Source organism: Amycolatopsis sp. NPDC004368 (genome assembly GCF_053602515.1).
The window spans coordinates 42,918-62,949 of the sequence record NZ_JBSGDT010000043.1; the positions used below are offsets into that span (position 1 = coordinate 42,918).

A 20,032-nucleotide genomic window follows, 5' to 3' on the forward strand; every position below is an offset into this window, starting at 1 on the left:
ACCGGAACCGGCTGGCCCGCGTACCCGCAAGCTCTGCATCCGCCACACCGCCGATCACGGCGGGCGAAAAATGAGCTGACAATCACAATAATGGAGAACCGAACCTGCGATGCAGCACCTTCGAACAATTCGGGAATATTGTCCGAAATGAACGAGTGGCAGGCGAATCGACCAGAGCACAAGCCGAACCGTGCCGCGCCGAGCCCCCGTTACGGTTGGTGCCCGGACCGCCCCAGCTCTCAGCCGCGGCCCGCACGGGGTTATGCGAGCAGCGGCTCTGACCGGCTCACCGTGCGGGGCGCCTCGGCATCCCCGATCTGCGCGAGCGTGCGAGGCGGTCCGCGATGGCCCCGCCCACCGCTGCGCGCCACCACCCGCGCCGGCGCCGCCGATCACTTCGACTCGGGCAGCGACACCTCGACCACCAGCCCGCCCGACGCCACCGGCAGCGCGTGCACCTCGCCGTGGTGAGCTCGAGCGACTGACCGCACGATCGAAAGCCCCAGGCCCGCTCCAGGGCGGTCTGCGGTCCGCTCTTGGCCGAGTCGTTCAAACGGCTCGAACAAGGCCGGAACCGCGTCCAAGGGGATCACAGAACCCGTGTTCTGCACCGTCAGAGCAGGGGCCACGCCCGACCGCACCACGACCGAGCCACCGGGCACGTTGTGCAGGATGGCGTTTTGGACCAGGTTCGTCACCAACCGCTCGAGGAGGATGGGATCACCGGCAACCAGCCGAGGCTGCAGCTCAGTTCGCACCTCGACCTCGTGCTCGGCAGCGAACCCGCCGAGGCTTCGCACAACCTGTTCCGCCACTTCGTCCAGATGCACCGGCGAACGGCTCTGAAGACCGCGGTCGCTGCGTGCCAAAGTGAGCAAGCCCTCGGTCATCCGCTCGCTGCGTTCGTTCGTGTCCAGGAGTTGCTTGCCCAGGCGAGCCAAGTGCGGGGCCATCAGCGGGTCAGCCAACGCCACCTCGATCAAGGTGCGCTGGACGGCGAGCGGAGTGCGCAGCTCGTGTGACGCGTTCGCAACGAAACGTCGCTGGCTGTCGAAGGAATTCCCGAGCCGGGCGAGCATCTGGTCGAACGTGTCGGCGAGCTCCTTCAGCTCGTCGGAAGGCCCCTCGAAATTGATCCTTCGGTCAAGGTTCTCGGCGCTCAGTTTACGCGCGACCGCAGTGACCTCGTGCACAGGCCGGAGAACGCGGCTGGCCATCAGCCATCCGAGCAGAACTGCCAGCCCTGCCGCGATCGCCAACGCGATGGAAGACTGCGCGAGCAGATTCGCCAGAGCCGACGCACGGTACTCGTCGAGGGAATTGGTCACCAACTCCACTGCCGCTGCCGGGCGCGCGGCGAAATCCGGCGCACCATCGGCCGACGGAGGCGAGGCGCAGGCCGGCCCGATGGACGACGCCTGCACGGCGGCAGCCGCAAACGATGCCGGCTGAGGCAGGTTCGCCTGTACAAGAAGGTAGTTGATCACCAGCAATGCGATGCCGACGAGAAGGAAAAGACCGCCGTAGAGTGCCGTGAGCTTGGTCCGGACGGACAAGCGCAGCCTGCTCATGAGCCGAACCGGTAACCCGCGCCGGGCACGGTTTCGATCAGTCCGGGCTGCCCGAGCTTCCGCCGGAGAGTCATCACGGCCACGCGGACCGCGTTCGTGAACGGGTCCACGTGTTCGTCCCAGGCCTTCTCCAGCAGTTCCTCGGCGCTGACCACAGTGCCCTCCGCCCGCATGAGCACCTCGAGCACTGCGAACTCCTTCGGCGAAAGCGGCAAGAACTTCCCGTCCCTCACAGCTTGATGGCGTGGGAGGTCGAGGACCACACCATCGCGCTCGAGCACCGGGGGCAGTGCCCGTGGGGCCCGACGAGCCAACGCCTGGACCCTGGCCACCAGTTCGGCGAAGGCGAAGGGCTTGGTCAGGTAATCGTCGGCCCCCAGCCCCAGTCCGGCGACACGGTCTTCGACCTCGGTCGCCGCCGTCAGCATCAACACACGGGCTGCGCCGCCCCCGGCCAGCACCGCGCGGCAGACGTCGTCGCCGTGCACGGACGGCAAATCGCGGTCCAGCACCACCACGTCGTAATCGTGCACGCCGACCCGCTCCAGCGCCTCACTTCCGTCGTACACGACGTCGACCGCCATGGACAGCCGGCGCAGCCCTTCCGCGACCGTGTCGGCCATTAGCCGCTCGTCCTCGACGACCAGCACCCGCACGCGCATCTCCTCTGCTCCGGCCCGCTTCAGCAGTTTGCTCCAACGCCACATAAGCACGGCATAAGCGACTTCGCTTAACTGCTGTTGATCACTCGATCCGTAGAACTTCAGCAACCGGTGGAGGTCGTGGTCGGGGTCGTCCTCCACCGGTCCACCTGGAGATGACCACGGAAGGATCCGGATGAAGATCAAGTACGGATTGCTGCTCACGACCATGGCCGCGGTGGTCTCGCTCAGTGCGTGCGCCAGCAGCGACCACAGCGGCAGCAAGGTCGCCAGCGCCAACGGGTCGGGCGACCAGACCTCGACCACTGCCGTGGCCGGCACCGGCGACGACGAATTCACCTACGACGAGCAGGTCGCCTTCGCCAAGTGCATGCGTGAGCACGGCCTTGACATGCCGGACCCCGACCCGAAGTCCGGGGGTGTCGCCGCCGGCCCCGCGGGAGAGACACAGGACCTCGACAAGGTGAACAAGGCCAACGAAGCCTGCCGGCACCTACTGCCGAACGGCGGCGAAGTCAAGCCACCGTCGGCCGAGCAGCTGGACAAGATGCGGCAACAGGCCACTTGCCTGCGTGAGCGCGGTATCGACGCGAAGGACCCGGATTCGGCTCACCCCAACGTGCAGCTGCCGCCGATCACCTTCGGTGACGAAAAGACCAACGAGGCGTTGAAGACCTGCGGTCTGATCGCCGCCGGGTCCGCGCCCGTTCCGGTGGGATGACCATGGCCGAAAAGCAGGACGGCCCCGGCGAAGTGCGGCGGGGCCGGAAGAAACGCTGGCTGATCGTGACGCTGGTCGCAGTGGCTGTCGTCGGCACGGGGACCGTGGCGGTGATCGCCAGCGTGGCCGCCAACTCAGGTGGGGGTGCCGCACCCCAGGCCAAACCGGTCGAGACGGCCGTGGTGAAACGAACGAACCTGACGAATGAGGAAAAACTCACGGGGAAGCTCAGCTACGGCCCCGAGCGCACTTTGACCGGCCGGCGACCGGGCACCATCACGTGGCTGCCGGCCGTCGGCGACATGATCGACCGCGGCGAACCGGTGTACAAAGTGGATGAGCACCCGGTGCCCCTGTTTTTCGGCGCCATCCCCTTTTATCGAGAGCTCATGCTGGGTGCCAATGACGGACCCGACGTCCGTCAGCTCGAGGAAAACCTGCGCGACCTCGGGTTCAGCGGGTTCGGCAAACCCGATACCAAGTTCACAGCCGGAACGGCAACGGCGCTCAAGAAGTGGCAGAAGTCGATGAAGCTGGACCAAACCGGCACCTTGTCACCCGGTGACGTACTCGTTGACAAAGGGCCGATCCGGATCTCCTCGCTCACGGCCCAGCCCGGCGGCGACGGAGTCTCACCGCTGCTCAAGACCACGGGAACCGACCGCTTGGTCACCGTGGAGATCGATGTCGCAAAACAAGGCATCGTCAAGCAGGGTGGCAGGGTGCAGCTGTCGGTCGCCGGTGGACGCGAGGCCAGCGGTACGGTTGCCTCGATCGGTACCACGGCGACGCAGGAAAAGGACGACCAATCGTCACCCGGGTCCGAAGAAACCAAGGCGACGGTCACGATCACCATCACCCTGGACGATGGGGCCGCCGCCGGCGGTTTCGACTCGGCTCCGGTCGATGTCACGTTCACCACCGGCACCAAGGACAACGTGCTGGCGGTTCCGGTAGGCGCGCTTCTGGCACTCGCCGAGGGCGGCTATGCGGTCGAAGTCGTCGAGGGCGACCAGCGCCGTGTCGTCCCCGTCACGACGGGACTATTCGCGAACGGCGAGGTGGAGATCTCTGGCGACGGCCTCCGGCAGGGCATGAAGGTGGTGACCACCGCGTGACGCCGGTGATCGCCGTGCACGGTGCCGGGCGTACTTATCCCGGTGGTGTGCGAGCACTGCGCGAAGTATCGATGTCCGTCCACGATGGGGAGATGGTGGCGATCGCGGGCCCCTCGGGGTCCGGCAAGTCGACCCTCCTGCAGCTCATGGGTACCCTGGACCGGCCCACAGCCGGCCGGGTGGAGATCCGCGGCCTTGACATCGCCACACTATCGGACCGACAGCTGTCGGCCTTGCGTTCCCGGTGGATCGGCTTCGTCTTCCAGCAGTTCTTCCTCTCGGAGGGGGTATCCGCTGTGGACAACGTGGCGACTGGGCTGCTGTACGCAGGGGTTCCCCGCCGCAACCGCCGGACCATGGCACTCGAAGCACTCGACCGGGTTCACCTTGCCCACCGGGCAGCCCATACACCGAATGAGATGTCCGGTGGTGAGCGACAGCGGGTGGCTATCGCACGAGCGGTGGTGAACCGTCCACAGTTGCTACTGGCGGACGAGCCGACGGGCAATCTCGACACCGAGAACGGTGCCTCGGTGTTGCGTCTACTCGCCGAACTGAGCGCCGACGGCACCACAGTCGTGCTGATCACCCACGATCGCGACATCGCGGCCAGGGCACCACGCCGGATCGATGTCCTGGATGGGCTGGTCCGACAGGATACGGGTACGCCGCCGGGGGTGTTCCGGTGAGCACACCCGCACCCCCACGGCCGGCGGCTCCGCTCCCCCCGAAGCCGCCTGTTCCTGCACGCCTCGGACCCGTCGACCTGCTCGTGCTCGGGTCGCACGGGATGCGCACGAGACCGCTTCGAGCGGTGTTGTCCGCGCTGGGAATCGCCATCGGCATCGCCGCGATGGTGGCGGTCCTCGCGATTCCGCAGTCGAGCGCGAAAGCTCTCCGTGACCAGCTGTCCGCGCTCGGCACCAATCTGCTTCGCGCAGAGGCCGGCCAGGATCTCCTCGGCAATCCCGCCGCGCTTCCCGACGACGCGGTGGCGATGGCAAAGAGGATCGGCCCGGTCACCGGGGCGGCCGCCACCGGCGAAACCGGTCGGAAGGTTCGACGCACGGATAAAGTCCCCGAAGCCGACACCTCGGGACTTTCCGTTCTCGCGGCCAACCCGGATCTGCTCGGACTGCTGGAAGGCCACGTGATGGAAGGGAAATTCCTCGACCAGGCCACCGCCGATTTTCCCGCGGTCGTGCTCGGCTCCGAGGGAGCCCGCCGGCTCGGCGTCGATCACGTGGATCCGGCGCATCCCCCGCAGCTGTGGATCGGGAACCGCTGGTTCTCCGTGATCGGCGTCCTCGACCCCATGCCACTGGCCCCCGAAATCGAGCGCTCGGTCCTGGTCGGCTGGCAGGCGGCGAAGACGTACCTCGACTTCAGCGGTACGCCCGGCACTGTCTACGTGAGAGCCGACGAAAACCAGCTGAACGCGGTGCGCAATGTACTCGGAGCGTCCATCAATCCGGAACAACCGGGTGAGGTGAACGTCAGCAGACCTTCCGACGCCATCGAGGCGCGGCGGCTGACCGAGAACTCGTTCAACTCGCTTTTCCTGGGGCTGGGCAGCGTCGCGCTGCTGGTCGGCGGCGTCGGCGTGGCCAACACCATGGTGATCTCGGTGCTCGAACGGCGGCGGGAGATCGGGCTGAGACGAGCGCTCGGTGCGACGAAACGTCAGATCCGCGGCCAGTTCCTGACCGAGTCCATGCTGCTGTCCGGACTGGGCGGCGTGTGCGGAGTCCTGATCGGCGTCCTGGCAACCGCGGTATACGCCCTGAGCCAGGGTTGGCCGGCTGTCCTCCCGGTCGGTGCCCTACTCGGCGGCGTCGGCATCGCCGCTGCGGTTGGCGCCGTCGCGGGCGCGTATCCGGCGATGCGAGCCGCCAAACTGCTGCCCACTCAGGCGCTGGCCTGAGGCCACAACGGCATCCGCAGCACCACGTGACTCGCCTCGCCGGGTCGTGTACCTGGCCTCCGAGCAGCGACTGGCCTCCGAGCAGCGACTGGCGCCCGACAGGTGACTCTTCGCGATCCCATGGTTGGTTGTTGAGGTGTTTGTCGGCTTCGTAGTTCTCCGAGCGCAGACGTTTGCAACCGTCGTCGTTCCGCAGCTGGCGGCTGAGGTGGCGTGGCGCCATCTTTGTGACCGGTGCTCAATCCCGCCTACTGCCCGGCGTTCGTCCAGTTGTCCGAAAAGACGATAATGACCGGCGGAAAGGGCCATCAGCGCCCTTCCCCACCGGCTACCGGTTACAGTCGCCAGAAAACAGAAAGGTCAACAATACCATGGGATCCGCATTCGAACTGCACCCTTCGATCGTCTGGAAAGCCAGTGAAGAACCTCATCCGGCACGGGTCGCTTCGTGGCGTGCCATGAATGCGCTTGCCGTCAAGGACAGGAGTACCTACCTCGGCCTGTACGCACCGACCGGAGGAATCGAGGACCCCGTCGGCCCGTCGATGTACGACGCCACAGGAGAGGGGCACTACGGTCCTGAGAAGCTTTCGGCCTTTTGGGACAATGCTATCGAGCCGATCACCAAGTTCAGCTTTGTCATCGCCGATTCGTTCGCAACGGGAAACGAAGCCGTGAACGTCGGAATCGTGACCACAGCGCTGCCTGACGGACGTCTGATGGACGTCGAAGGCGTCTTCCAATACCGAGTGGACGACAGAGGGCTCCTGCTCGCCATGCGAACGTTCTGGGAACTCGATCGCGCTACCGCGACGATCAGGGAACGATGAGCCCCTGCAAGCCGATCGCCATCGAGGTAGACCTCGATCTTGTCGGACACGAAGGACACCATGCCGGGCCGGACACGCGTTCGGCGGAAGAACCCGGGGGCTCAGCTGGCCGGCGCGAAACGCGGGGTTCGACTGGTCCTTCCGGATCCTGACCGGGAACGGCTCACGGGTCACGGTCCGCCTCCCGGAGAGCGGGAAATGCACCCCGGCCAGGGTTCCGGCAAAGTCGTTGTGGTGTTTAGGGGTGGATGCCGAGCGGGGTGAGGGCTTGGGTGGGGTTGCGGGTCATGTGGCGTAGTCCGGCGGCGATGTTGGTGTGTCCGGCTTGGCGGAGTGCGCTGGTGGTGAGGTTGCGCAGGCTGGCCATGATGCGGGGTGTGGTGCCGGTGCGGGCGCGGGAGTGGTCTTCGGTGTAGGCGATGTCGCGGACCCAGTGGAGTTTGTTTTCGATGTGCCAGTGGCCGCGGACGTAGCGGCCGGTGTGGGCAGGATGAGCCCAGGGGGCATGTTGGTGATCCCGAGCGCGGTGTGGGTGCTGTGGTGTCCGTTGGTGTGGTGGGTGGTGTGGCGCTGGATGAGGAACGCGTGGGTCGCGTGCGGGAACTCGATGACCGGGTAGCCCAGGAAATCGCCGAGTGGCGCGAGCCGGGTGGTGCGGTGTTCGGTGCGGCCGTGGCCGCGGTCGGTGGTGATGTGGGGCGGGGATCTCGTGCCAGGGCAGGCACTGGAGCAGCCTGGAGACGGTGCTGGTTCTCTTTCACGGTGAACACGTAATAGGCGCCGCGGGTGTGCAGGTAGCGGGCGTGGGCGGCGGTGGTGTGCAGGGCATTGGCGGGCGACCACCGCTGCCGCGGCCAGCGCCAGGATCGAGGCCACGGAATAGCGGATACCGCGCCGGTCTCGCGGATCGGGTACCAGAGACCGTGCCCGCCCTGCAACCAGGCCACAAGACTTTGCCGGAACCCCGCCCCCCGGCGACGCCGTGATTCAGTCGCCAGTTCGTCCAGCTCCGTGACGTGAACAGCAGACGCTCGTCCAGCGTGCCATCCGTTCTCGCCCGGCGTACGACCCGTCATCTCGAGCTCAGAACGCGGCCAGTGCTCCGTTTCGGAGGCAGGATGGATGCCCTTGTCCATCAGGCCAGAAATCTCAGCTCGAATGACCAAACCTCGGAGCCACGCGGGCTCGAGAGTGCGAGTCGCCTCTCAACCTTGTGCTCGGCGCTTATGGCAGCTTTGGCCGGTTGTCCGATGTTTCCAGCTTTATTGTGCTGTTGCTTACACAACAGCCGGATCGTCGGGCACGATGCGAAGACGTACCAGCTCGGGAACACCCGAGCCCACGCTCAACCGGAGGATCTGCCCCCATGCCACCCGCTCCCACCACACTCGTTCACGGAGAAGTAGCCGAAGGCTTCGAGAAAGTCGAAGCGGTCTTCCGCGAAAACTTCTCAGAACGGGGCGAGCTGGGTGGGGCGGTAGCGGTTTTCCTCCACGGGACAGCGGTGGTGGACCTTTGGGGAGGCTGGGCGGACGATGAGCGCAACACTCCCTGGCGCCGGGAGACCTTGACCAATGTCTGGTCGACCTCGAAGGGGCTCGTGGCGATCTGCGCCCTGCAGCTGACCGAGAACGGCGATCTCGACGTCGACAGACCCGTTGCGCACTACTGGCCCGAGTTCGCGGCGGCGGGAAAAGCCGACGTTCCCGTTCGCTGGCTGCTTTCCCACCGCTCGGGTGTGTCCGGCGTCTCGCCTGAGCGTTCTCTGACAGCGGACGATCTCCTCGACTGGAACAAGATGACGCTGTTGCTGTCCGCGCAGACACCGTTGTTCGAACCAGGATCGATCAGCGGGTACCACGCTCTCTCGTACGGCTACCTCGTAGGTGAAGTCATTCGCAGGATCACGGGCCAGACCGTGGGGCAGTTTCTCGCGGCAAACGTCGCCCGGCCTCTGAACGCCGACGTTCATCTGGGTCTTGCGCGACGTGACCTCGTTCGGTGCTCGAAGTTGGTCGGACCGCCGGCGAACACAGCCGTCCTCCCGGCAACACCACCGAAAGCAGCCATCGCGGCTTTGGCGAACCCCCAGCCCCGGGCTCATGACGCGAACCTCGCTCGCTGGAGAGTGGCGGAAATTCCCGCGGTCAACGGTCACGGGACCGCATACGGGCTTGCGGCCGTCTACGGCGCCCTCGCTGACGGCTCCGAGCGGCTGCTTCGCCGCGAGAGCGTCGAGCAAGCCAGAATCAGCCAAGGTCTCTGCACCGACTTGGTTCTGGGCCTCCAGAACGAGTTCGGCCTCGGATTCACCCTCGGAAGCCGGCAACACAGCTTCGGCCCGAACCCCCGGAGCTTCGGGCATGACGGTTTCGGAGGTTCCACCGCCTTCGCCGACCCCGAGAACGGCATCGGTTTCAGCTACGTGATGAACCGGATGGGCCCCCTTCCGCGCGACGACGTCCGCAAAATGGCCCTTGTGGAAGCGACGTACGACTGCTTTGCACAAGTGGGACACTGAGGTGCCGGGTACGTCGGCCGCCATTCGGCGACAGGACGTACCCACAGCACCGGCGTGTTCACGGTCGTGGAAAAGCTTTTACCTAGCGGCCTGGAGATCCCTGGCTGGCGACCGCACCGCGGACAGGTCATCCACCCGTCAAATGGTGATAATCTTCCGAGCTCATCGGGCCCGTGTCGCCGCTTCTTGCGCGATATTGGTGATGCCCACACGTACCGAGTGATCGTCAAGAAGCCGCAACCACTGGTGATGAGCGGTGTACTTGATTTCCGGATCCACTTCGGCCACGACAGTCCGAGCCCTTCTCCGCACACGATTTACATCCCGGACCACTTCCGGACGACCACGTCCTCGACGTCGTAACACGCCGCGTGGAACATACCAGCGGGAAACCCCGCCCCTTCTCATATATGGCCACGGGACGCCGCGACGAGGCCACGAGCCGACCCACGACCTCGATCGCCACGCCTCGCACGGCGGGTTTTCGCGTACGACAGGCGCGAGCTGATGCGAATGCTCGACGCGCACGCTTTCCTCATCCCGGTCATCGTGATGGCCGCGTCGGCGGGGAACGCGTCTCTTGCCTTCGGCACGAGAGCGTTCGGCGCGCTGATCAAAACTACGTGGTCAGCTGAGAGGTTCGTCTTCCCCCGACGGTTTCCTGACCTCACGACAATGCCGCAGCCTCAGCCAATTGCAAAGCCTCGTGGAGGGACAGCGAGCCGGCGTCAAGCCTGCCCACTGCCACCTCCACGAGGCCAAGACCATGAACCGTGAACAGTCCCGCCCAGCCGACCTTCCCGGTCAGGACTGCGCTCAGGGCAACGGCGGCCAATGGGCTGCCCAAGGCGCGGCCGCCTCGAAGGCTGCCGAAGCTCGCAGCACGTCGGCATCGGCGAGGTGACGCCCGATGATCTGCAAGCCGACCGGGAGACCTCCGGCCGTGAATCCCGCCGGTACACTCGCCGCGGGCTGCCCTGTCAAGTTGATCGGGAAACAGAAGCCCAGCCACGTCGTCGACGGCACCATGCGGTCCTCGACGATCTCCGGCCCTTGTGTGTACAGCGGGAACGGCGGAACCGCCAGCGTCGGCGTGATCAGCAGATCGTAGTCGGCCATGAGCCGCCACATCTTGTTCTGCACCGCTTTACGCGTCATCCGCGCCGTGGTGAGCTGCTCCGCGGTCCACGGCTTGCTCACGATCTCCACGACGTTCGGAGACATCTGGTCTCCGTACCGGTCGATCAACTCGCGCATCCCGGCCAGGTCTGTGTCGGCCATCACCACCGTCCAGAACGCGTCGAAGGGATCCTCCCACCCGGGATTCGCCTCCTCCAGCGTGCAGCCGAGCTCCCGTTCGAAAACGCCCGCCGCCCGTGCGGTGATCGCTCGAACTTCGGGGTCTACCGGGAGGTAGCCCCAATCGGGCGAGAACGCCACCCGAAGACCGCTGATCCCCCGGTCGAGAGGCGCCAGCCAGTCCACGTCGCCGGCCGGCAACGAAAGCCGATCCCTGGGGTCGGGCCCGGCCAGCACGGACATGAGCAGCGCCGCGTCGGCCACCGTGCGTGTCAGCGGGCCGATGTGCGCGATACTCTCCCAGCTCGAGGCGCCGGGATAGCGCTCGTCGCGAGCACCCGGGTACATCGGGACGCGGCCCATCGACGGCTTGAACCCATAGATGCCGCAGTGGGCCGAGGGGATTCGAACAGACCCTCCGCCGTCTGTTCCCAACGCAACAGGACCGATTCCGGCCGCGACCGCGGCGGCGGAGCCGGCGCTGGAACCGCCAGGGGTCATCGCTGTGTCCCAAGGGTTGCGAGCCGCCGGCGAGACCGGGTTGTGCCCGGCGCCGCTGTATCCGAACTCCGGCACCGTGGTCTTGCCCAGGATCACGGCGTCGGCCGATTTGATCCGCTCGACCACGACGTCGTCCTCGTCGGGCACGAAGTCCCGGTAGATCGGGGAACCCATCGCCGTGCGGATGCCCTTGGTGCTGATGAGGTCCTTCACGCCGATCGGAATACCGGCGAGCGGACCGACGGGCTCGTCGCGGGCGATGCGTTCGGTCACGTCGGCGGCTGTGGAACGGGCCAGGTCACGCGTCGGTTCGCAAAAAGCGTTGAGGGCGGGATTCAGCCGATCCATACGGTCCAGCACGGCATCGGTCACCTCGACGGGCGAGAGCTGCTTGGCCTTGATCCGGCTCACCAGTTCGGTGGCCGGCATTCGGCATATTTCGTCGGTCATCAAGAACCTTTCCGTTCACCAGGAGTGCGGCATCGCCCGCGTGGTGAACATCTCCGGCGGCAGGCGTTCCCCAGACCCGCCGGAAGAACGGAACGGCACCGCGGCGGTGAGCCCACCGCGGAACCATGGGAGGACTCGATCACGACCCGGACCGGCCATCGAGGTGCCGACGAGCATGGCGCCGTCGTGTCACGACAGCCGACGGATGATCACGAACTCGATGATCATGACCGGAGTCGTTCTTCGCGTCCGAGAAATCACCGGGATCGCTACCGGTCGGAGGGTCGTGCCCGCGGCCGCTTTCCTGGGTATCCCTGCGGTGCAGGCCGCCGGGCGGTGCGCCGGATCAGCTGTGCAACCGGTGATCGTCCGGCAGGACCCGTTGCAACTGACTACGAGCTGTCACCCCGAGCTTGGCGAAGACCTTCCGCAAGTGGTACTGCACCGTGTGTGGGCTGATGAAAAGCCTTCCGGCGATTTCCGGGTTCGACAGGCCGTCTCTCGCCAGGCGGGCGATCTGCGTTTCTTGCGCAGTGAGCTCTCTCCGAGGCGTGGGTTCGACACGCTTGCGCACCGAGCCACCGACGGCCCTCAGCTCACGGCCGGCTCGAGCGGCGAAGGCACCGGCGCCCATTGCCTCGAACAGGTTGTGAGCCGTTCGCAGCTGCTCGCCGGCTTCGTTGCGCCGCCGTTCCCGGCGCAGCCACTCCCCGTAAAGCAAGTGGACCCGGGCAAGGTCGACCTTGAGCCGGGTACGGGAGAACCGGAGGAGGGATTCACGGTACGAGTCCTCAGCCTCAGCACCTTCGCTCAGCAGAGCCTTCGAACGGGCTTGGAGACCGAGCGCCCAGTCGGTACGGCTGACCTCCGTCACCTGAACCAGCCGCTCGTAGGCGCTCAGCCCGATCTCGGGCCGGCCGCTCCGAACCGCCGCCTCCACCAGCTCGACACACGGCAGAACCAGGGAACTGGCACCGTGTCCGTCCCCGACCGAGCCGAGGGCTGCGGCCAAGGCATCCTCGTACCGCCCGAGGCTATTGCACAGGAGCGCACGCGCCCACTCCGCCATCGTGATGCCGATTCCCTCGCCGCGAAGGGTCACGTCCTCGATGGTCTCCTGGAACAGGGCAAAAGCCGAGGTGTGCTCTCCGCGGACTGCCGCCAAGCCCAGTTCTCCGTATCGGGCGATGTGCGTCCTGGTCGCTTCCGCGAGGGCATGCGCCTCGGTCGTTGCCGTACCGGCGGCGGCCAGGTCACCCGAAAAAACGGAACACAACGCACGCAATGTCAAGGCCAACGGCAGCGCGCTCAGCGCACCTGTGCTCCGCGCGAGCTTCACGTGCCGGTCGGTCAGCTCATCCCAACTGCCATCATCACAGAGAGTCATCGCCGTGATGCTGCCGAGCCACAGCCAGTGCAGTTCCTCCTCCGCGGTCAGGCCGGCGCTGAAATCAGCGAGAGCCTCCCGTAGCGCCGGAAGCCCGGCTGCGTACCCGTGGCCGAGCATGGCGATCGTCCCGTCCAGCAGCAGGTCCAGCGAACGCGGCCGGCCAGGGGCCGGCGGTGCGGCCGAGACAGCACGGACGACGTCGGCGACCCTGCCTTGCGCACCGTCTGGCCGCGCGGAGAAGAACGCCGTGGACAAGGCGTCGAGATAGGTCGCCCTCGCAAGAGCCGGATCGATCGGGCCGAACCTCTCCGCGGCTCGCAGGAGCAGCGGGGCGGCACCGTTTCCCCGGTTGGTCACGAATGCGAGCTGGGCCCGGATCCGATCGACCTGTGCCGACTGGAACTCTGTGAGCGGTCCGGCTTCGGCCATGGCGAGCAGATCGATCGCGACGTCGAAAGCGCCGGCTCGTAGCTGGGCCTCGGCCGCAGCCAGGGCTCTACCGGCCCGCTGCGCCTGGTCCAGCGTGAACGTCGCCGAGCGCTCGAGGAACGCGGCCGCGGCGGCGAGACCACCGCGTGTACGAGCACGGTCGGCGGACCGTTCGAGTTCGACCGCCACGGACTCATCCGGGCCGGATGCGGCCTGGGCTCGGTGCCAGGCGCGCCGGTCGGGGTGGAGATCCGGATCAGTCGCTTCCGCCAGCACGTGGTGCGCCTGTTGCCGTTCCGCAGCCGACGCCGCGCGGTAGATCGCCGACCGCGCGAGCGGGTGGCGGAACCGCACCCTGGCATTCAGCTCCACGAGCCCGGCTTCGACTCCCGGCATCACGGCCTCAGGTCCGATCCCCAGGGTACCGGCTGCTCTCCACACCAGCGCCAGGTCACCTGCGGCATCACTCGCTGCGATCAGAAGAAGGCGCCGAGTGGGCTCCGGCAGTGCCGAAGCCCGGCGGCTGAAACTCTCTTCGATGCTGCCCGACAACGGCACCGCACCGGGTAGGCCGAATCCACCCGCCAACTGCGCGGGCGTGAGGCCCCTCGGCAACTCGATCAAGGCCAGCGGGTTGCCTTGTGTCTCGGCGATCAGCTGGTCCTTCACCCGGGCATCGACAGGCCCGGTGAGCACCGTGTCCAGCAGCACGGCGGCGTCCGCTGCTCGCAGTCCCCCCACAACCAGTCCGGCCAACTCCGCCAGGTCAGGCGGAACCTCGCGGGTCACGAACACGAGGCCCACGGACTCTGCGTCGAGACGCCGCGCCACGAGGGCAAGAACCTGCGCCGAGGCTTCGTCGAGCCACTGGTGGTCGTCGACCAGGCACATCAGCGGGCGCTCGTGCGCGGCCTCGGCGAAGAGCCCGAGAACCGCAAGTCCCACGAGGAACTTGTCCGGCGCCGCGCCGGCGTGGATTCCGAACGCCGTTCCCACCGCCTCCCGCTGCGGCGCCGGCAATCGGTCGAGCCGGCCCAGGAGCGGTGCGCAGAGCTGATGCAAACCGGCGAAGGGCAGCTCCATTTCCGACTGGACGCCACTTCCTCGCACGACCTGGCACCCCACCGACTGAGTCGCCACGTACTCAAGCAAGGCCGTCTTGCCGACGCCGGGTTCACCCGAGACGACCAGGGAACGGCTTTCGCCGGCGCGCACGCACCCGATCATCCGGTCGAGCACGGAACACTCGGCTCGACGGCCGACCAGGTCAGCTACGCGCCGCCATCGCGGAAGTCCTGAGGGCAGCTGCACGCGACAACCGTAACTGCTACCCGGCAGGATGGCTCGCCACTACCCATCGGGGGATGCGGCAGCCCACCGGTCGAAGCACGATTTCACGGGAGATTCGACGAATGAAGAGTGGGTCGTGATGACCGGTTTGCCGGGCTGGTGTGATCAACGGTACTGAGTGCGGCACAGCACTTCAAGAGTCGGATGAAGGTGGATCTGCAGCCGGTACCCAGCTCGCGGAGCCGGGTGACCCAGCGCGATGGACGTCAGCAGTTGTGCAGGAGGAGCGGAGTTGGCAACTGTCCACAACCGTTACGCGACTGTCCGCGGACAGTCGCTGTTCTACCGCGAAGCCGGACCGGAAGGCGCGCCGGTTGCGGTCTTGCTCCACGGATTCCCGACGAGTTCGTTCATGTTCCGGAACTTGATTCCGCTTCTCGCGGACCGTTACCACGTGATCGCTCCGGATCACCTCGGTTTCGGGTTCTCGGACGCGCCGGCCGCGGACGAGTTCAACTACACCTTCGACGTCCTCGCCGACCTCACCGCAGGGCTGCTCCGACAGCTCGAGGTCGACCGGTTCGCCCTCTACGTACAAGACCACGGAGCGCCGGTGGGCTGGCGGCTCGCCCTGGCAAATCCGGACTCGGTGACCGCGATCGTGTCCCAGAGTGGCAACGCCTACGAAGTCGGGTTCGCCGAAGAGTTCTGGAAACCGGTGCGCGCGTACTGGGACGACCGGTCACCGAAGACGGAAGCCGCTCTGCGTCAGACACTCACCCTGGACGCCGTCCGGTGGCAGTACATGCACGGCGTCGAGGACGAAAGCCTGATCAGTCCCGACACCTGGTACCACGACTTCATGTTGCTGTCGCGGCCGGGAAACGACCTCGTGCAGCTCGAGCTTCTGGCCGACTACGCCGGGAACCTCTGCCTGTACCCGCGTCTCCACGAGTACCTGCGCGCCAGCCAGGTTCCAGTGCTGGCGCTCTGGGGACGCAACGACGAGATCTTCCGCACCGAAGGTGCACTCGCCTTCGCCCAGGACGCCCATGCGGAGATCTACCTGCTCGACGGCGGTCACTTCCTTCTCGAGAGTCATCTGGACACAGCAGCCACGACGATTCTCAGGTTTCTCGACCGAACCCACACCTAGCCATACCTATCCAGAAAGGGTTGAGACCATGGGCCTTTCCTGGCGTCAGAACCCGATCGCGCCGGGCGCAGTCGGGCGATTCCCCGTTCCCGCGCCGTTACCCGAGCGCATGCAACAGCCGGGCAAAGCGACGGACGAGTTCGTGAACCCGCAGGACGCGGATCGCCGTGTCGCGGTCGGAGCAGCCACCGGCGGGCCGTCATGACCATCCAAGCCGAGAAGATCACCGTTCCCCTCGACCCGAGTGAGACCCCCATCAGCCACGACGCCGCGCTTCCGTTCATCGGTCGCCACGCCGAGAAGGCCCAGCTGGAGCAGATGCTGAGCGCTTCGATCAACGGAGGTGGGGGCGGACTCGTCGTGAGAGGCCCGGCGGGCATCGGAAAAACTGCTTTGCTCGAGGCCGTCGCCGACAGCATTCCCGATCTCCGTGTCGTGCGCGTTCGCGGCATGGCGGCGGAAGCCGACCTGCCTTACTCGGCGCTCCAGTTGCTCTGCTCGGCCTTGGCAACCGAGCTCTCGATGCTCGAGTACCACCAGCGCGAAGCGCTCGAGACGGTCGTGGCTCTGCGCGCAGGTGCGACGCCCGACCGGCTCCTCTTGTGCGTTGCCGTGGTCGAGCTGCTGTCACTGGCAGCCCGGACAAAGCCGTTGCTGTGCCTCGTGGACGACCTGCACTGGATCGACAGGATGTCGGCCGAGGTGTTCGGGTTCGCCGTCGAACGGCTTGAGCGGGTCCCTGCGGTGCTGGCTTTCGCCGATCAGGGCGAGCACATGTGCTCTCTGCCCGCTCTCACCCTCGGCGGCCTCGTCCACGCCGACGCTCGCCACCTGCTCGAGTCGGCACTTCCCGCACCGCTGGACCCCCACGTCGTCGAGCGGATCGTGGCCGAGGCTCGGGGAAATCCGACGGTCTTGCTCAGCGTTGCCCGGGATCCGGTGGAAGTGGGTGGCGGGTACGGCGTGCGACCGTACGCCGTGCCCGAGCACGACGTGGTCTCTCGGCTCGCACCCGAAAGCCGTTGCCTGCTGATCATCGCTTCAGCGGATCCGCTCGGAGACCCGGCTCGACTGTGGCGAGCGGCATCTTGGCTCGGCATCCCTGCCGAGGCTGCCGCTCCGCTCGAATCGGAAGGCCTGCTTTCCTTCGGCGTGTGGGTCACTTTTCGCGACCCTCGTTTGCGAGCGGCCGTCTACGGGCTCGCATCGACGGAGCAACGGCGTACCGCTCACCGCGCGCTGGCTTTCGCGGTCAGCCGATCCGCCGAGCCGGATCGCCACGCGTGGCACAGGGCGCACGCCCAGGTGGAGCCAGACGACACCATCGCCGACGAGCTGGTCCGCGCAGCCGGGGCCGCCCACCGACGAGGCGGCATCGCAGCCGAAGCCGCTTTCCTCGAACTCGCGGCCGCCCGGACGGCCGAACCGACACTTCGAACACGGCGAGCGATATCGGCCGCGGAAGCCCACCACACCGCGGGCGCCACCGACGCCGCCGCACGGCTGCTGGCTTCTGCAGAGCTGGGCCCCGCCGACGCGGTGACCACAGCGAACGCAAAGCGGGTCCGAGCCCGCATCTCCTTCGACGCCAGCCGGCACCGGTCCGCGATCACGCAGCTGGTGGAGGCGGCGCAGGAGCTGGAACAGTTCGACGAACGGCTCGCCAGGCCGGCGTACCTCGAGGCGCTCGGCTCGGCGACGTTCACCGGTCACCTGGACCTGGTGCGCGCCGTCCTCGCACGGCTGGCCGAACAGCAACCGGACGGCCCTGACCGGTTGCTGGAAGGAGTGGCGCAGCGATGCACCTCCGGATACGCAGCCAGTGTCGAACCGCTCAAACTCGCGTTGAAAACGCTCGACTGCGATCATGGAGACGAGCCCCGGGCCCGCCTGCTCGGTTGTCTGGTGGCGCCTGATCTGTGGGATGACAACGCGTGGCACGACCTCACGAAGAACGAGCTCGCTCGTGCACGGCGCGATGGTGCCAGGAGAATCCTTCCCTACGTGCTCACACACCGAGCGCTGGTCGAAATCCACACTGGTCATTTCGACGCGGCGCAAGCGCTGGTGACCGAGGCGAGGACCATTTCCGAGGCGGGTGGAACGCCGCCGTTCCCCCACGCGACCGATGTGCTGACGGCGTGGCGCGGCCGGCCCGTCGGCACGGGGCCGCACCGCGGAGAAGGCATGGCGCGGGTCATCGCGCACTACGCGAAAGCGGTGTTGAGCAACGGGCTGGGCAACTACGAGGACGCCGTCGCCGCCACACGCTGGGCTCTCGAAGGAGACGGTCTGGAGCTGCGAGGGTGGTCGCTGGCCGAGCTTGTCGAGGCCGCGAGCCGCACCGGCGACCTGGTCACCGCCGAGGCCGCGCTCGATCGGCTGTCCGAGAGCACCTGCCTCAGCGGTACCGAGTGGGCCCTGGGCGTCGAAGCCAGATCGCGGGCGTTGTTGCTGGACGGGACCTCAGCCGAAGACCTCTACATCGAGGCGATCGACCGCCTGAGCCGGACGCGCATCGCCGCCCACACCGCGAGGGCGCAGCTGGTCTACGGCGAATGGCTCCGCCGCCAGGGACGACGCATCCACGCGCGCGAGGCGCTGCGGGCAGCGCACGACGCGTTCGCTGGGATGGGGGCTGAAGCCTTCGCGGAGCGCGCTGGCCGAGAACTGCTCGCGACCGGCGAGCGAGCACGACGTCGCGTTCCGGAGACCCGCTCCCAGCTGACCCCGCAAGAAGTGCGGATCGCGGTACTCGCCCGTGACGGTCGCTCAAACCCCGAGATTGCGACGGCGCTTTCGATCAGCCCCCGCACTGTCGAATACCACTTGCACAAGGTCTTCACCAAACTCTCCATCCGTTCCCGAACCAAGCTGCACCTCGTGCTGGGGGACGACCACGAGTGAGGTCCCAGCGAGCCGTGGCTCAACCTTTGCGCAGGTCAGGAGCCGGGGCGCCGAGAAGGACGATCCGGGCCTGGTTCCAGGCGGCGTGCAACGCCGCCTGGACGGCCCGGGAACTCTGCCCCAAGATGCGGACGGCTGCCCCCCGGTCGGCAGGCAGCTCCGTGACACCGGCCACAACCGCGTCCGCTGTGGCGAGAGCCCCGCGCAGCAGCGCAACCAGGTCGGCGGGTGGTGTCGCGGCGGTCAGGATGTGAAGAGTGGCCACGACGTCATAACCACCGAGCATGCCGGGCGACCTCGGATCACCGAGGTCGCCCGGACGCAGCCGCAGGGTATCGGCGAACAAGAGCGACCCGCGTTGGTCGCGAACTTCGGTTTCGAGCCAGCACAAGTCGTACTCATGCGACTCGTCGTGCGCGACCCGTCCCGGGAGCACGGTCTCGCCGACGATGACCGTTGCATCGTCCGCCGCGGTCAGATGGGTCCGTTGGAAGAGCCGGGAACGCCGGAACGGAACCACTGGATCCGGGAGGTACTCCAGTACCGCACCAGCGCCTACCCGGAGGTTCACCAGTTGCGTGGCGTAGTTGTCGCGCGCAGCGAACACCTTGGTCGACGCCTGCGTCGTCAGGTGTACAGACGCGCCCGGAGCGCAGTCGACGTCCATCCGGTAACGATCGCCCTGCACCATCCCATCGCCTTGCTGCTGGAGGTACACGAACGCCATTTCGGGCCGGCCCCGGTCCAGGTAGATCGGCCGGTAGATGTGGAGTGGCGCGCGCTGGTACTGGCGGATCACCCTCGTCCTGCCCGCGCGCGGAGCAAGCTCCAGATCCAGTACTCCCAACTTTCCCGAGGCCCCTACGCCCAGCCCTGACCGGACCGGGCTGCCCAGTGCGAGCACTTCTGCCGGCAGCCCGTCCGGGGTGCACCAGCTGAGGTCGTCTCGACGCTTCATCTCACGCCGGCGGTCGAGGCGAAGCGGCCGATCACCCCGTCGATGCGACCGATGATCTCAGCGAGGCCTTCGCCGGTGAAGCAGTTCGTGAACACGTAGGGCCGACCCTCACGCACGGCGCCAGCGTCGCGCTCCATCACCGACAAGTCCGAGCGCACGAGTTCAGCGAGGTCGATCTTGTTGATCACCAGAAGGTCGGAGTGCGTCACCCCGGGCCCACGCTTGCGCGGGATCTTGTCCCCTTGGGCGACGTCGATCACGAAGATGAAGTAGTCGGCCAGAGCGCCGCTGAAGGTCAACGTGAG

16 protein-coding genes are annotated in these 20,032 nt (G+C 66.8%); 8 read left to right on the forward strand and 8 right to left on the reverse strand.

Going from position 1 to position 20,032, the window contains the following annotated elements:
* Positions 1 to 392 precede the first annotated feature (392 nt).
* Positions 393 to 1,571 (reverse strand): sensor histidine kinase, encoded by a 1,179-nt coding sequence (locus tag ACWEOE_RS36830; RefSeq protein ID WP_452017550.1) that lies wholly within the window; start codon positions 1,569 to 1,571, stop codon positions 393 to 395.
* A complete protein-coding gene (locus ACWEOE_RS36835; protein WP_452017584.1) occupies positions 1,568 to 2,227 on the reverse strand; it encodes a response regulator transcription factor in 660 nt (219 codons plus the stop codon). Before ACWEOE_RS36835 ends, ACWEOE_RS36830 begins: the two co-directional genes overlap by 4 nt.
* A 181-nt stretch (positions 2,228 to 2,408) precedes the next feature.
* Here ACWEOE_RS36835 and ACWEOE_RS36840 point away from each other — a divergent pair, with 181 nt between their 5' ends.
* The 5 genes from ACWEOE_RS36840 (at position 2,409) to ACWEOE_RS36860 (ending at position 6,826) form a co-directional block, all read left to right on the forward strand.
* Positions 2,409 to 2,954, forward strand: a complete 546-nt coding sequence (locus ACWEOE_RS36840; RefSeq protein WP_452017552.1) for a hypothetical protein — start codon at positions 2,409 to 2,411, stop codon at positions 2,952 to 2,954.
* Positions 2,955 to 2,956: 2 nt separating this feature from the next.
* A complete protein-coding gene (locus ACWEOE_RS36845; RefSeq protein ID WP_452017554.1) occupies positions 2,957 to 4,072 on the forward strand; it encodes a peptidoglycan-binding protein in 1,116 nt (371 codons plus the stop codon).
* Positions 4,069 to 4,761, forward strand: coding sequence for an ABC transporter ATP-binding protein (locus ACWEOE_RS36850; protein ID WP_452017556.1), 693 nt, complete (start codon positions 4,069 to 4,071; stop codon positions 4,759 to 4,761). Before ACWEOE_RS36845 ends, ACWEOE_RS36850 begins: the two co-directional genes overlap by 4 nt.
* 101 nt (positions 4,762 to 4,862) lie before the next feature.
* On the forward strand, positions 4,863 to 5,996 hold the full coding sequence (locus ACWEOE_RS36855) for an ABC transporter permease (protein WP_452017558.1): 1,134 nt from the start codon (positions 4,863 to 4,865) through the stop codon (positions 5,994 to 5,996).
* A 371-nt stretch (positions 5,997 to 6,367) separates the two neighbouring features.
* Positions 6,368 to 6,826, forward strand: a complete 459-nt coding sequence (locus ACWEOE_RS36860; RefSeq protein ID WP_452017560.1) for a nuclear transport factor 2 family protein — start codon at positions 6,368 to 6,370, stop codon at positions 6,824 to 6,826.
* 238 nt (positions 6,827 to 7,064) lie between these two features.
* Here ACWEOE_RS36860 and ACWEOE_RS36865 read toward each other — a convergent pair whose 3' ends face one another.
* Complete coding sequence (locus ACWEOE_RS36865; protein WP_452017562.1) at positions 7,065 to 7,193, reverse strand: hypothetical protein; 129 nt, start codon at positions 7,191 to 7,193, stop codon at positions 7,065 to 7,067.
* Between the two features lie 999 nt (positions 7,194 to 8,192).
* Between ACWEOE_RS36865 and ACWEOE_RS36870 the strand changes: the two genes are divergently transcribed.
* Positions 8,193 to 9,347: a serine hydrolase domain-containing protein gene (locus ACWEOE_RS36870; protein ID WP_452017564.1), complete on the forward strand. Its 1,155-nt coding sequence runs from the start codon at positions 8,193 to 8,195 to the stop codon at positions 9,345 to 9,347.
* Positions 9,348 to 9,509: 162 nt separating this feature from the next.
* On the opposite strand, the gene ACWEOE_RS36875 is transcribed toward ACWEOE_RS36870, so the two are convergent.
* The 3 genes from ACWEOE_RS36875 to ACWEOE_RS36885 all read right to left on the reverse strand — a co-directional run bounded on the left by ACWEOE_RS36875 (position 9,510) and on the right by ACWEOE_RS36885 (position 14,727).
* Positions 9,510 to 9,635 (reverse strand): hypothetical protein, encoded by a 126-nt coding sequence (locus ACWEOE_RS36875; protein ID WP_452017566.1) that lies wholly within the window; start codon positions 9,633 to 9,635, stop codon positions 9,510 to 9,512.
* A gap of 528 nt (positions 9,636 to 10,163) precedes the next feature.
* Positions 10,164 to 11,597: an amidase gene (locus tag ACWEOE_RS36880; RefSeq protein WP_452017586.1), complete on the reverse strand. Its 1,434-nt coding sequence runs from the start codon at positions 11,595 to 11,597 to the stop codon at positions 10,164 to 10,166.
* Positions 11,598 to 11,943: 346 nt separating this feature from the next.
* Entirely contained in the window at positions 11,944 to 14,727 is a 2,784-nt protein-coding gene (locus tag ACWEOE_RS36885; protein WP_452017568.1) for a helix-turn-helix transcriptional regulator, read from the reverse strand.
* 271 nt (positions 14,728 to 14,998) lie between these two features.
* On the opposite strand from ACWEOE_RS36885, the gene ACWEOE_RS36890 reads away from it, so the two are divergent.
* On the forward strand, positions 14,999 to 15,862 hold the full coding sequence (locus ACWEOE_RS36890; RefSeq protein ID WP_452017588.1) for an alpha/beta fold hydrolase: 864 nt from the start codon (positions 14,999 to 15,001) through the stop codon (positions 15,860 to 15,862).
* A gap of 201 nt (positions 15,863 to 16,063) precedes the next feature.
* On the forward strand, positions 16,064 to 18,769 hold the full coding sequence (locus ACWEOE_RS36895; RefSeq protein WP_452017570.1) for an AAA family ATPase: 2,706 nt from the start codon (positions 16,064 to 16,066) through the stop codon (positions 18,767 to 18,769).
* A gap of 19 nt (positions 18,770 to 18,788) precedes the next feature.
* Here ACWEOE_RS36895 and ACWEOE_RS36900 read toward each other — a convergent pair whose 3' ends face one another.
* Together ACWEOE_RS36900 and ACWEOE_RS36905 are read right to left on the reverse strand one after the other, a co-directional pair.
* Positions 18,789 to 19,568 carry an urease accessory protein UreD gene (locus ACWEOE_RS36900; protein WP_452017572.1) on the reverse strand — a complete coding sequence of 260 codons (780 nt, stop codon included), beginning with the start codon at positions 19,566 to 19,568 and terminating at the stop codon, positions 18,789 to 18,791.
* A 155-nt stretch (positions 19,569 to 19,723) separates the two neighbouring features.
* On the reverse strand, positions 19,724 to 20,032 hold a 309-nt coding region (locus ACWEOE_RS36905; protein ID WP_452017574.1), incomplete at its 5' end, for a GTP-binding protein.